The organism is Halosimplex marinum, assembly GCF_051414075.1.
In the GTDB taxonomy this organism is placed as follows: Archaea; Halobacteriota; Halobacteria; order Halobacteriales; family Haloarculaceae; genus Halosimplex; species Halosimplex marinum.
In genome coordinates this window covers 326,242-338,858 of record NZ_JBLKNY010000003.1, presented here as the reverse complement: position 1 = coordinate 338,858, position 12,617 = coordinate 326,242, and the positions used below count along the sequence as shown (strand labels likewise).

General features: G+C 71.4%; 13 protein-coding genes. 6 read left to right on the top strand and 7 right to left on the bottom strand.

Going from position 1 to position 12,617, the window contains the following annotated elements; genetic code table 11:
- Positions 1-419: 419 nt before the first annotated feature.
- Positions 420-839 (bottom strand): DUF2391 family protein, encoded by a 420-nt coding sequence (locus ACMGFI_RS02635; protein WP_436907117.1) that lies wholly within the window; start codon positions 837-839, stop codon positions 420-422.
- Between the two features lie 111 nt (positions 840-950).
- The gene (locus ACMGFI_RS02630) at positions 951-1,379 is read right to left on the bottom strand and encodes a DUF7534 family protein (protein WP_436907114.1); all 429 of its coding nucleotides are present in this window, start codon (positions 1,377-1,379) and stop codon (positions 951-953) included.
- A 117-nt stretch (positions 1,380-1,496) separates the two neighbouring features.
- On the opposite strand from ACMGFI_RS02630, the gene ACMGFI_RS02625 reads away from it, so the two are divergent.
- Together ACMGFI_RS02625 and ACMGFI_RS02620 are read left to right on the top strand one after the other, a co-directional pair.
- Entirely contained in the window at positions 1,497-2,177 is a 681-nt protein-coding gene (locus ACMGFI_RS02625; RefSeq protein WP_436907113.1) for a class I SAM-dependent methyltransferase, read from the top strand.
- A gap of 126 nt (positions 2,178-2,303) precedes the next feature.
- Complete coding sequence (locus ACMGFI_RS02620; protein WP_436907112.1) at positions 2,304-3,515, top strand: AI-2E family transporter; 1,212 nt, start codon at positions 2,304-2,306, stop codon at positions 3,513-3,515.
- A gap of 37 nt (positions 3,516-3,552) precedes the next feature.
- Here ACMGFI_RS02620 and ACMGFI_RS02615 read toward each other — a convergent pair whose 3' ends face one another.
- A complete protein-coding gene (locus ACMGFI_RS02615) occupies positions 3,553-4,374 on the bottom strand; it encodes a sulfurtransferase (RefSeq protein ID WP_436907110.1) in 822 nt (273 codons plus the stop codon).
- Between the two features lie 300 nt (positions 4,375-4,674).
- Here ACMGFI_RS02615 and ACMGFI_RS02610 point away from each other — a divergent pair, with 300 nt between their 5' ends.
- The gene (locus ACMGFI_RS02610) at positions 4,675-5,529 is read left to right on the top strand and encodes a sulfurtransferase (protein WP_436907109.1); all 855 of its coding nucleotides are present in this window, start codon (positions 4,675-4,677) and stop codon (positions 5,527-5,529) included.
- 123 nt (positions 5,530-5,652) lie between these two features.
- Positions 5,653-5,901 (top strand): hypothetical protein, encoded by a 249-nt coding sequence (locus ACMGFI_RS02605; RefSeq protein WP_436907108.1) that lies wholly within the window; start codon positions 5,653-5,655, stop codon positions 5,899-5,901.
- Between the two features lie 24 nt (positions 5,902-5,925).
- On the opposite strand, the gene ACMGFI_RS02600 is transcribed toward ACMGFI_RS02605, so the two are convergent.
- Positions 5,926-6,351 carry a DUF302 domain-containing protein gene (locus ACMGFI_RS02600; protein ID WP_436907106.1) on the bottom strand — a complete coding sequence of 142 codons (426 nt, stop codon included), beginning with the start codon at positions 6,349-6,351 and terminating at the stop codon, positions 5,926-5,928.
- A 154-nt stretch (positions 6,352-6,505) separates the two neighbouring features.
- Here ACMGFI_RS02600 and ACMGFI_RS02595 point away from each other — a divergent pair, with 154 nt between their 5' ends.
- Both ACMGFI_RS02595 and ACMGFI_RS02590 read left to right on the top strand, forming a co-directional pair.
- Positions 6,506-7,018, top strand: coding sequence for an HPP family protein (locus ACMGFI_RS02595; protein WP_436907105.1), 513 nt, complete (start codon positions 6,506-6,508; stop codon positions 7,016-7,018).
- A gap of 45 nt (positions 7,019-7,063) precedes the next feature.
- Positions 7,064-7,984 carry a DUF106 domain-containing protein gene (locus tag ACMGFI_RS02590; protein ID WP_436907103.1) on the top strand — a complete coding sequence of 307 codons (921 nt, stop codon included), beginning with the start codon at positions 7,064-7,066 and terminating at the stop codon, positions 7,982-7,984.
- On the opposite strand, the gene ACMGFI_RS02585 is transcribed toward ACMGFI_RS02590, so the two are convergent.
- The 3 genes from ACMGFI_RS02585 to ACMGFI_RS02575 all read right to left on the bottom strand — a co-directional run bounded on the left by ACMGFI_RS02585 (position 7,981) and on the right by ACMGFI_RS02575 (position 12,612).
- Positions 7,981-9,999 (bottom strand): PQQ-binding-like beta-propeller repeat protein, encoded by a 2,019-nt coding sequence (locus ACMGFI_RS02585; RefSeq protein ID WP_436907102.1) that lies wholly within the window; start codon positions 9,997-9,999, stop codon positions 7,981-7,983. The genes ACMGFI_RS02590 and ACMGFI_RS02585 overlap by 4 nt on opposite strands.
- Before the next feature lie 89 nt (positions 10,000-10,088).
- On the bottom strand, positions 10,089-11,063 hold the full coding sequence (locus ACMGFI_RS02580; RefSeq protein WP_436907101.1) for an aldo/keto reductase: 975 nt from the start codon (positions 11,061-11,063) through the stop codon (positions 10,089-10,091).
- 106 nt (positions 11,064-11,169) lie between these two features.
- On the bottom strand, positions 11,170-12,612 hold the full coding sequence (locus tag ACMGFI_RS02575; protein ID WP_436907100.1) for an MATE family efflux transporter: 1,443 nt from the start codon (positions 12,610-12,612) through the stop codon (positions 11,170-11,172).
- Between the last annotated feature and the right edge of the window lie 5 nt (positions 12,613-12,617).

The window sequence follows — 12,617 nt, the reverse complement described above, 5'->3', positions numbered from 1 at the left end:
CGGTGAGCGGTCGCGGTGCGGTCGGCGCGCGCTGGAGCGCGCGTTCATGCGCGCGACCGTAGCCGCGCGAGGGATGAGGGAGCCGACGGCGAGCGAATCGGTTGGGGAGGTTCGTGGCCGTCTGCGGTGCTGTGCGGGGCGGTGCGGTCCCTGGTGGACTGAAAGGGCGAGGCGCGCTCGCGCCGATAGTCGTCTGAGCGGGCCACTATCCGCGCGGGCGGTGCCGAGAGCGCGGATATCCCGCTCAGCGACCGCGAGCGCGCCGAGGGCTTTCAGCGCTCGCTGTCTCCGGCGGTCACGGTCACTGCTAGCGAGCGCGGCGAGGGCTTTCAGCGCTCGCTGTCGGTTGCGGTCTCCCTCGTTTCTTCCACGAAGACCCAACTCGAAACCACTACTCAACTCGCACGACGGACAGACCGTCAGAACACGGAGTCTGCGGTCGCGGCACCGACGACGCTGAAGATGGCGCCGACGCTGACGGCGCGGGCGGTGACCTCGGCGCGTTCGGCCGTCGACCCGTCGACGAAGGTGCTCGGCGCGGTCAGCGTCAGCGCGAGGACGGCGACCGAGCCGAACGAGACGAGCATGAGCGAGACGAACCGGACGGGGACGCCGGCGACCTCGGCCTCGCGGTCGGGGTCGCGGTCGTCGTCGGCCTCGTAGAGGGCGCCGTAGCCGATGGCGAAGACGATGGCGACCGTGACGGCGGTGTGAAACCAGCTCATCTGCTCCGCGAGCGTCCACACCTCCTCGGTGACGACGAACGGCCCCGCGAGCAGGAATCCGCCGACGACCTGCTGGGCGGTGTCGGCGAGCCTGTACTTCGGGGTCCGCGCCATGCTCCGGGGTTCCCCGGGCACCGGGAAAACGCTGGCGGACGCGGCGGTCAGCGGCGCCGACCGTGCTCGGCGGTCGATATCTCCCCGACAGTTCGACTCGTCACCCGTCGCTCAACCCGTCACCGTCGAGCGCGGGTCGCCGGCGACCGAACTCACCAGCCACGCGGCCGCGAACGACCCGACGAACAGCGGCGGGAAGTACACCACCTGCGTGACCGGGTCCGGCGGCGAGACGACCGCTCCGACGAGGAAGGCGACGACCACCGCCGTCGCGTACGTGCCGGCGAGTCGCTCGCGCCGGGAGGGCGCGGCCTCGCGCGGGTCCGAATCGCCGCGGACGAACCGGACGTACCAGTAGTGGACGGCTCCGACGGCAGTCGCGAAGTAGAGGAAGACGTTGAGTGTCGACGAGTCCCCGGCCCGCGCTTCGCTGCGCGCCCAGTAGGCGAGGACGAACAGGTCGGCAAAGAGGACGAGCGCGGTCAGACCGACGGCGACCGCGACCAGCGGCCGTTCGGTCAGGAAGGGCGGGAGTTGCACGGCCAGGTCGTTCCGCCGCGGCGGCCATAGGCTTTGTCCGCGATGTCGACGATCCGTCGACCGGGTCGCCGCGCCGGACACAGAACCGTTTTCCTCGCGCCCCACCACGCCCCGACCATGAGCGTCAGCGAGGAGTTCGACGAGTGGGCCCGCGACGGCCGCGACGAGGGCATGGAGGAACGCCACTGGCACACCGCCAAGCACGCGCTCGCCCGGATGCCCGTCGAGGACGGCGACACCGTCCTCGATCTGGGTTCGGGCAGCGGCTACGCCGGCCGGGCGCTCCGGGAGACCAAGGGCGCGGCACGCACCTACGGTATCGACGCCTCGCCCGAGATGGCCCGCAACGCCCGCGCGTACACCGACGACCGCCGCTCGGGGTTCCTGAACGGCGACTTCGAGCACCTCCCGTTCGCGGACGACAGCGTCGACCACTGCTGGTCGATGGAGGCCTTTTTCTACGCGCGCGACCCCGACGCCGTGCTGGCGGAACTGCGGCGGGTCCTGCGGCCCGGCGGCATCTTCTACTGCGCGGTCAACTACTGGGAGGAGAGCGTCCACACGCACAAGTGGGACGACCTGGTGGAGGTGCCGATGGTCCGCTGGACGGAGGCCGAGTACCGCGAGCGCTTCCGCGACGCGGGCCTGCACGTCGCCGCTCAGGACCGGATCCCCGACACGGAGACGGAGATCCCGCCGGCCGACGAGTTCCCGACCGAGGACTTCGAGACCCGCGAGGCGATGGTCGAGCGCTACCGCGAGCACGGGACGCTGCTGACCGTCGGCGTGGTCCCCTGACCGACTGGAACCGGGGAGCGGGCGAGGCGTGTGCGGCCGAGCGCGGCCGGCGGGTCCGCCGCGGAGGACCGTCCGCGCGGGCCGGCCGTACCAAACGTTTTGTAGGCCTCGCGTTCAGGGGGGAGTATGGCGCTGACGCGGCGACAGCAGGTCCTCGGCCTGCTCTTCGTGGGGATGGCGGCGCTGACGCTGTTGATCCTCTCGCGGGTCCTCGGCACCGTCTTTTTCGCCATCACGGTGGCGTACGTGCTCTACCCCGTCCGCCGGGGGCTCGTCGCCAGGGGTGCCCACCGGCGGATCGCCGCGGGCGCGGCCACGGTGGTCGGGTTCCTGTTCGTCGCGCTCATCGTCGGGCCGCTCGTCTACGCGCTGTACGGCCGCCAGGAGCTACTGCTGGAGTTCCTGCGGTCGATCCCGGCCGAGCAGCCGGTCACGCTGTTCGGGATGACCTACGTGATCGACGTGAGCGCGCTGATCGTGCGGGCGCGGGATGCCGTCGTGGATCTGGGGTTCGAGATCGCCGGGGCTGCGCCGGTGCTGGCGCTGAAGGGGTTCCTGTTCGTCTTCCTCGTCTACGGACTCCTGTTGCGACCCGGGAACGTCCGCCGGGCGACGCTGCGGCTGGTCCCCGGGGAGTACCACGACGTGGTGCTCGCGCTGCACCGCTGCGTGCGCGACACGCTGTACGCGCTGTACGTCCTGCAGGCCGCGACGGCGCTGGGTACCTTCGCCGTCGCCTACGTCGTCTTCTCGCTGCTGGGCTACCCCAGCGCGTTCACGCTGTCGGTCTTCTCCGGGCTCCTCCAGTTCATCCCCATCCTCGGGCCGAGCCTGCTCATCGCCGCCGTCGCCGTCGGGCAGGCGCTGGCCGGGGAGATCACCGCCGCGCTCCTCGTGGCGAGCACGGGCCTGGTCCTGATCGGCTTCCTCCCCGACGCGCTCATCCGCCCGCGGCTGGCCTCGCTGACGACCGGAATGTCCGCCAGCCTCTACTTCGTCGGGTTCACCGGCGGCACCCTCAGCCTGGGGGTCGTCGGCATCATCGCCGGCCCGCTGGTCGTCGCGATGCTCGTCGAGGTGGTCGAACTCGTCACCGACGAGCGCACGACCGTCCAGCAGACGCTCGACGGGACCGCACTCGACCCCGACGGCGGCTCCGGCGACGCGGAGCCGCCCGACCCGGACCCCGGATTCGCGGGGTCGCAATCCGGCGACGGCGACGACGGACACGCGACCGCCGCGGACGGCCCGCCGGCGGATACCGGGGACGACGCCGCCGCCGACCCTCACGTCGGGGACACGCCCGACGACGCCGTCGGCGACCCGACCGACGACTGAGCGGTCGACGAACGGGCAGCGTTCGAGAATCGCGCGTTCACTCGCCGGTCTCCAGATCGCGCCCGGCGGCCTCCCACTCGGTGAGGCTCCCCTCGTAGAAGGCGAGATCCGGGTAGCCCAGGTGGCGGAGGACGGTGTAGGTGTGGCTGATCCGGCGGGCGGTGTTGCAGTACAGCAGGACCCGTTTGTCGGGGACGATCCCCCGCTCGTCGAGGATCGACTCGATCTCCCCGCGGGGCTTGAGCCCGCGCGTCTCGTCGTCGACGAGTTCCCGCCAGTCCAGCCGGACCGCGCCGGGGATGTGCCCCTCCGCGAACTCCCAGTCCTCGCGGGTGTCGACGACGACGGTGTCGGGGTCGTCGGTGGCCGCCGCGACCTCGTCGATCCCGACCAGCGGCGTCTCCGCTGGCGGGTCGACGACGTACTCGGAGCGTTCGAACTCGGCGGCCTCGCTCGTGGTCTCGTGGTCGAGCCGCCACGACGAGAAGTCGCCGTCGAGCAGGTGTAGCCGCCCTGGGTCGTGGCCGTACAGCTCGGCGGTCACGAGGAACCGGGCGGCGAAGACGCCGTGAGTGTCGTCGTAGGCGACGATCCGGTCGCCGTTGGCGATCCCCGCCTCGGACAGCAACTCGGCGAAGGCGTCGGCGCCGGGGAGCATCCCCTGGCCGTCACCCGAACTGTCCCCGGGGCCGTCGCCCTCCGCGGCGTGTTCGTCGGCGCGGAAGGCGTCGAACGGGATGTTGACCGCGCCGGGGACGTGGCCGATGCCGTCGAACTCCCAGGCGTCGCGCACGTCGACGATCCGGACCGCGTCGCGGCGGTCGGCCACCCACCCGGCGGGGACGACGATCTCGCTCATGTCTCGGGTTCGGGAGAGCGGACGCTTCAAGATGTCCTTCCGGCCCGGTCGGAGGTAGGGGCAATTTTGGCCGGGTCGGGAGCGGCCGACCCGCGACATAAAGGCCGGGTCGACCGGCGGGCGCCTCGGGTGGTCGCACCCGTCCCCCGGTCCGGCCGGTCCAGCGAGAGCGCGAGACAGAGCCCGTGAGAACCATAGACACGGCTAGAAGCGGCAACAGTTTCCGCCATAGTTGTCAAGGGGCGGGACATGCCGAAGGTCCTAGAGGTATATAGTCGGTGGACCAATGGTTCGATGACCATGAGCGATTACGCGAAAGACGTGCTCGTCTCGGCGGACTGGGTCGAAGACCACCTCGACGACTTCGAGAGCGACGACGACGACTATCGGCTGGTCGAGGTCGACGTGGACACGGAGCTGTACGACGAGAGCCACGCGCCGGGCGCGGTCGGCTGGAACTGGGAGACGGACCTGCAGGACCAGGTCGAGCGCGACATCCTCGACAAGGAGGACTTCGAGGCCCTGCTCGGTTCGGCGGGCATCAGCGAGGACACGACGGTCGTCCTCTACGGTGACAACGCCAACTGGTTCGCGGCCTACACCTACTGGCAGTTCAAGTACTACGGCCACGACGACGTGAAACTGCTCGACGGCGGCCGCGACTACTGGGTCGAGAACGACTACCCGCTGACGGACGAGGTCCCCGAGTTCTCCGAGGTCGACTACGAGGCTTCGGGCCCGCGCGAGTCCATCCGCGCCTACCGCGAGGACGTCGAGAACGCCATCGAGCGCGGCCTGCCGCTGGTCGACGTGCGCTCGCCCGAGGAGTTCTCCGGCGAGGTCCTCGCGCCGCCGGGACTCCAGGAGACCGCCCAGCGCGGCGGCCACATCCCGGGCGCCTCGAACATCTCGTGGGCCGCCGTCACCAACGACGACGGCACCTTCAAGAGCCGCGAGGAGATCGAGGAGCTCTACGCCGAGGAAGGCATCGACGGCGACGAGACGACCGTCGCCTACTGCCGCATCGGCGAGCGCTCGTCGGTCGCCTGGTTCGCGCTGCACGAGCTCGCCGGCTACGACGACGCCATCAACTACGACGGCTCCTGGACGGAGTGGGGCAACCTCGTCGGCGCCCCCATCGAGAAGGGCGAGTAAGGTCGCTCACGATCCGATTTTTTCGACGCCGTAGCCGGTAGCCGCCGGTCCGCGTGTCGCGATCCGTGAGCCGCTGGCCCCCCGGTCCCAACCATTTTCAGCCCGGCCGACGAACGCCGGGACATGGAGCTATCGGCCTTCCGGGAGCCGCTGTCCCGCGAGGAGACCGCGGGACTGCTCGCGACCGCCGCCGTCGTCGCCGTCCTGCTCGGTCCCGACGCCATCACGCTGGCCGAGGGGTCGTCGGTCCTGCTGACGGCCGTCTCGGCGCTCGCGATGGGGACGCTCGCGTTCGTCGTCGGCGCCGTCGCGCTCGTCGCGATACGGGAACTACGTGGTGACGGCGATGCGGAGACCGAGCGAACGGGGTAGCGCCGCTTCTCGTCGCCGCCCGCGTCAGTCGTCCGCGCTGGCCGGCACGCGGGTCGCGCCGGGCAACCGCTCGACGGCCGCCGAGAGCCGGTCGGCCACCTCGTCGGCGACGGGATCTAGCTCGGGGTTGTCGACGACCGACAGCATCACGCCCGGGTCGACGGCGCTCACCCCTACGGATCCGTCGTCGCGTTCGTAGACGATGACGTTGCAGGGGAGCAGTGCTCCCAGCTCCAGCTCCTCGCCCATGGCCTCGTGCGCCAGTTGCGGGTTGCAGGCCCCGAGGATGCGGTACTGCCGGAAGTCCTCGTCGAGCTTCTCCTTCAGCGTCGCCTGCACGTCGATGTCACAGAGGACGCCGAACCCTTCCTCGCCCAGCGTGTCGACGGCCGCGTCGACAGTCTCCTCGAACTCGCCGTCGACCGTGTAGCGGATGGTGTACTCGGACATACCCGACCGTTCGCTCTCCGGGGTCATAGTCGCTGGCGTTGCGGGCGTCGGCGCGGGAGGTGAGTCGGCGGCCGTACCGACCGGACCAGCGCCGAGAACTGATCGAACGTCCACGAAACGTCACCCTCTTGGCCGGCGACGAGGACGGACGGACGTGAACCGCCACGCCGTGCTGACGGGAGTCCACGCCGGGATTCTCCTCGGGGTGACGGGGGTCGTCGCGTGGTTGACCGGGACGCCGTTCGTCTTCCCCAGCCTCGGCCCGACGGCGTACGTCCTCGTCAGCGAGCGGCCGCTCGCCCCGGAGCGGCTCCGCCGGATCGTCGCCGGCCACGGTATCGGCGTCGCCGCCGGGCTCCTCGCGTACCACCTCCTCGCGAGCGGCGTCGTCGTCACGGCCGACCTCGCGCCCAGGTCGCCCGCGCTCGCGGCGGTCGTCGCCAGCGGCGTCCTCGCGCTGGTCCTGACGAGCACCGGGATGCTCGCGTTCGACGCCGTCCATCCGCCCGCGTGCGCGACCACGCTCATCGTCGCACTCGGGCTCCTCCCGACCGTCCGCGAGGGGTTTCTCATCGTCGCCGCCGTCCTCGTCCTGATCGCCGGGCACGTCGTCGCGCTCCGGCTCGTCCTGCCCGCCGCCGCGCGACTCCGACGGTCGGAAGCGTGACACCGCGAGAGCAAGATTGACAAAGGCGCGCTGACAGGTTCCCGCATGGACGAGACCCTCCGCGAGCGACTCGACGGCGACGAGGCGCTCGCCGACGCCGCCGCGACCGTCCTCGACCGCGCGGAGTCGGGCGACGGCACCGTCTCCTGGGCGGACGTGAGCGACGCGGTCCTCGCCGAGCAGTGGGGCCGACTGCTCGAATCCGAACTGCTGGTCGCCACGGAGGCCGGGTTCGTCGTTGACGACCCCGACGCCGTCCGAGCGGCCGTCGAGGACCGCGACGCCGCCGCCGACTCCGACGACGGACCCGCCGACGCAGACGACGCCGACACTGGCGGCTGGTCGGCCGCCGACAAACTCGCAGGCGTCGCCGCGCTCGGACTGATGGCCAGCTACCAGGTGCCGGTGGCCCGGGATACGGTCGGGAGCACCGCCCATCTCCTGCTCGGCCCGGTCGAGGCCGCCCTGCCGTTCGGCGCGACCGTCGCGCTGCTGGCGGTCGCGACGACGCTCGTCTCGACGACGCTCCGCCGCCGACTGACCGACGGGAACCCCCAGAAAGTCGCGAAAGAGCGGCTGGAGACGGTCAAGGAGCGACTCGACGCGGCCCGCGAGCGCGGCGACGACGAGGCCGTCGAACGGCTGCAGTCGCGCCAGCAGGAACTGATGCTGGAACAGCTGGGCGCGATGAAACAGATGCTTCGCCCGATGGTCTACGCGATGCTGGTCACGGTCCCGGTCTTCCTGTGGATATCGTGGCTGACGGTCAACCCCGCCGCGGCGATCACGCCGGCTGTGCAGGTACTGCCGATCGCCGGCCGGGTCGTCTGGACGGCCAAGCTGGTCGGCCCGCTGCAGGTCTGGACGGTCTGGTACATCGCCTGCTCGATCGTCTCCGGGCTGGCGAGCAAGCGCGTCGCGAAGCGGGTCGGGCCCGCGGTCTCGAAGTGCCGGTCGGCGGTTTAGTCCGGACCGGCGCCGAGTTTTCTGCGGACGTAGGTACCCAGCAGCGCCAGCCCGGCGACCCCGCCGCCCAGCGCGTAGGGGTCGCCCGACCGGACGGTGCCGAGGTCCTCCACGTCGCCGCTACCCTCGTCGGCGGTCGGTTCGACCCGTACCTGGAGGTCCCGCCGCTCGAACCCGACGAAGCGGTTCGAGAGCCGGAGCATCGTCCCGTCGCAGGGCGCGCCGTCGTCGTGGAACTCCCGGGCGATCTCGCCGGTCCGTCGGGCGACGACCGAGCCGTCGGCTTCGAGCGTCGCCACGTAGCCGGGGTCGGCCCCGGAGTTGGACACCTCGGCGGTCACGGTCACGCCCGTGCCGACCCCGAGGTTGGTGGTCGCCATCGACGGACAGTGGATACTGAAATCGGGGGGCTCCTCGCGGTAGTCGTCGATGGCCACGCGCCGGGTGTCGACGACGGTGCCGTCCGTCCCCCTGAATCGCAGGGTCGCGCGGTCGAGCGATTCCGGGAGATCCTCCCAGCCGTAGGCGAGATACGGCGTCGTCCCCTCCTCGGCAGCGACGTAGCCGCCGGCCGAGGCCAGGTACTCGCCGTCGACCAGCAGGTCCACGGTCCCGACGACCGGACAGCCGTCGGCGGTCACCCCTCCGCCGACGCTCAACTCCTCGCCGTCCATCCCGCGTTCGTAGCTCACGCCCGCCGTGGAGACCTCGTAGGGGCCGCAGTCGCTCCCGGAGCGGTCGAGGCGATAGACGCCGAACCCGTCGAGGAAGTAGACGGCCGCCGGCGTCGGGAGCGGGGTCGCCCTGAGCGGGTAGCCGAACCCCCAGCGCCGCCGCAGGTCGCCGCTCGCCGCGTCCAGCGCGACCGCGCTCCGGTTTCCGGCCGCCCAGACGCTCCCCTCGACGACCCGCGGCTGGAGCGTCGGTCCGTTCCGGACGCTGTGAACGTCGTTTCGGGGTGCGCTCGCGAACTCGTACGTCCACGCCTCGGTCCCGTCGGCCAGCGAGACCGCCGTCACCGCCGCCCGCTCGTTCTCCTCCCGCCCGCGGACCGCAGTGACGTAACAGCGGTCGCCGTCGGCGGCGACCCGGCCGACCGTCCCCGGCGGGTCGGTGGCCTCGTCGCCGTCGTTCTCGTCGGGGATCTCGATGCCGTCCGGGACCGTCGACCACGCGAGCGACCCGTCCGTCTCGAGGGCGTGGACGCCGCCCCATCCGTCGAGCGCGAGGACGCGGTCGCCAGCGACCGCCGGTCCCCGAAGCCGTCCGCTCGCGACCGGACTGGCCGTCCACTGCGGTTCACCGCTCCCGGCGTCGACGGCCGACAGCGCTCCCTCCTCGGTCGCCGCGTAGACCGTCCCGTCGGCCCCGGCGACGCCGGTCACCGGCGAGTCGAACGGCGCCGTCCACGCGACGCTCCCGTCGCTCGCGGAGAGCGCCGCCACCGACGCGCCCGCCGGGACCAGCACGGTGTCGTCCGTCGCGGCCGGCGGTCCGGCCGGCACGCCGTCGACTCTCGTCGTCCACCCCCGCGGCTCGTCGGGAAGCGTCACGACGGTCGCGAACGTCCGCTCGGCCTCGTCCGCCAGTCCGGTGGTGACGAACCGACCGGCCGCCCGGACCGTTCCCGCGGGCATCCGCGACAGGATACCCATCTCGATCGTGTTGCCGTCCCTGTGCGACCCGTCCGCCGTGTCGAGCCCGACCCCGAAGAAGTCCGCGTCTCCGCCCTCGTACTCCGCGGCGCGCCCGGGGACGCCGGCGACTCTCGGGGTGAGAAACAGCCGGCCGTCGCCGACGACGGGCTTGACCTCGCTCGACGGTCCCGCGCTGCCGAACGTCGGCCACCGCGAGCGCCAGTCGACCGCCCAGTCCGGGGCGGTTCGGGCCGCGTCCCCCACGCTGGTGGCGTCCGGGCGGCTCTCGCTGCCAGCGCCGCCCGCCCGACCCAGCCCCGAGAGCGCCCCCAGCGCCGTCGTCGCTCCCACTCCCCCCAGGAACGCGCGTCGATCCATGACCGCTACATCGCTCAGGTGACAAAAAATACCACCGGTCAGCCGACAGGTTGGGCGTGGTTCCGCCTCCGTGCCGAACTCGGCTCCGGCTACTCGTGGCCGATGACCGGCTGCGGTTCGTAGGGCTCTTCGAGGTACGCCACGTCGGAGGCCGAGAGGTCGATATCCAGCGCTTCGACGGCCTGTTCGAGGTGTTCGACGCTGGTGGTGCCGACGATGGGGGCGTCGACGTAGTCATTTTGATACTGCCAGGCCAGCGCGATCTGGGCCATCGTCACGCCGTGGTCGGCCGCGAGTTCCTGCACCCGCTCGTTGATCTCCTTGCCGCCGCCCCGTTCGTACTCCGGCGTCGGGTTGTGGAAGTTCTCGGGGTCGCCACGAGAAGTCCGCTCCAGTTCGTCGAACGGCCGGGCGAGGAAGCCCTGGCCGAGCGGGCCCCACGGGACGACGCCGATGTCCTCCTTGTCGCAGAGGGGGAGCATGTCGCGCTCCTCCTCGCGGTAGGCGACGTGGTAGTGGTTCTGCATCGTCTCGTAACTCAGGAGGTCCTCGCGCTCGCTCGTCCGGAGCTGGTCGACCAGCTGGTGGGTCCACATCGAGGAGGTGCCGGCGTGGCGGATCTTCCCGCGGCGGCGCGCGTCCGTCAGCGCCCGGAGCGTCGTCTCGGGGGGCGTGTTCGGATCGACGCGGTGGGTCTGGTACAGGTCGACCGTGTCGAGGCCGAGGCGGTCGAGCGAGGCGTCGAGTTCCTGCTCGATGGTCTTCCGCGAGAGCCCCGAGGCGTTGGGCGCGTCCTCGCCGACGGGGAACCGGACCTTGGTGGCGACGACGAGTTCGTCGGTGTCGTAGCCGGAGATGGCGTCGCCGAGGATCTCCTCGCTCTCGCCGTCGGAGTAGGCGTTGGCGGTGTCGAAGAAGTTGACCCCGAGGTCGATGGCGCGCTCGATGATCTCCCGGCCGTCGTCCTCGTCTAGCATCCAGGGCTCCTCGCTGCCGAAGCTCATGCAGCCGAGACAGACCTTCGAGACCTCCATCCCGGTCGAGCCGAGTGTGGTGTACTCCATAGGTGGCCCTCGGGAGTACCCACGCAAAAGACTGGCCCTCGCGGCTCAGCGTTCCGAGAGTTCGAACCGGAAGGGGGTCGTCGACCGCCGACGGCGGACGCGTCGCTCAGTCGCTCGCGGCGGCGTCGGGCCGGTAGTCGCGGCTGACCACCTTCCACGTCTCCGACCGATAGCGGTAGTAGGTGATGCAGGCGGGGACGGCCATCTCGGCGAAGATGGCGGCGTACAGCGCCGTCTGACCGACCTCCGGGACGACGACGCCGAGGTAGGCGATCGGGAGCGCGAACAGGTACAGTCCCGCGAGCTGGGCGTAGAACGGCCAGCGCGTGTCGCCGCTCGCCCTGAGGGGGCCGGTCGAGCCGCCGTAGACGCCGCTGAAGAGGACGCCGAAGCAGGCGACGCGGATGAACGTGACGACGGTCGGGAGGATCGCGGGGTCGTCGACGAACACGCGGCCGATGGGGCGGGCGAAGACGAACACGCCGACGGCGATGACGGCGTAGCAGGCCAGCGAGAAGCGGATGATGTCGTGGGCCCACGCGCCGGCGTCGTCCTCGTCGTCCTGGCCGAGCGCCTGGCCGACGAGCGAGGAAGAGGCCATGCTGAACCCCCAGTTGGGCGTGTCCATCAGCGCGCGGACCCGCATCGCGACGACGTAGGCGGCGACGACGTTCGACCCGAACAGCCCGACGATGAACAGCTTGGGGAACTGGCCGCCGCTGCGGGCGAGGTTGGTCCCGATCAGCGGCGTCGCCATCTCCACGAGGTCGCCCAGAAGCGACCGGTCGATGTGGGGCCCTGAGAGCGGGATCTGCACCGGGAACTCCCCGACGCCGGGGAGCCCGCCGCGAGCGAGGCCGACCGCGAACGCGACCGTGACGACGGCGTTCGAGAGGACGGTCCCGACGGCGGCGCCGACGACGCCCCAGCCGAGGCCGAAGATGAGCACGGCGTTGACGAGGATGTTCAGGGCGGCGCCGCCCCCGCGGAGCACCATCGGGGTCCAGGCGTCGTCGGCGCCGACGAGCGTGCGGCTGCCGATGAGGTTCAGCGCCGCGAACGGGACGCCGAAGCCGACGACCGCGAGGTAGTCGGCGCCGAAGCCGACGGCCGCCTCGCCGGAGCCGATGAGCGCGATCAGCGGCTCCGAGAGGCCCCAGTAAACGGCCACGAGCGGGAGGGTGATCGCGACGGTGAGCAGGGCGCTGACCTTCACCGAGCGGGCGAGTTCCCCGTGGGCGTCGGCGCCGAACCGCTGGGAGACGAGGCCGATGGTCCCGCCGGCGACGCCGCCGCCCAGCGCGAAGGCCAGCCCCCAGAAGGGGCTGGCGTAGCCGACGCCGGCGATGGCGTTCGACCCGAGCGCGATGCCGACCATCGCCACGTCGGCCGTCGAGCGGGACATCCGCGCGAGGCCGGTGACGATGCGGGGCCACGCCAGGTCGGTCGTCCGCTCGACGCGCTCGCGCTCGATGACGCCGGCGCGGGCGACGACGGACCCGACCCACAGCAGGAGCGCGCGGACGGGGTTGTACCGGGACCAGGACACCACGC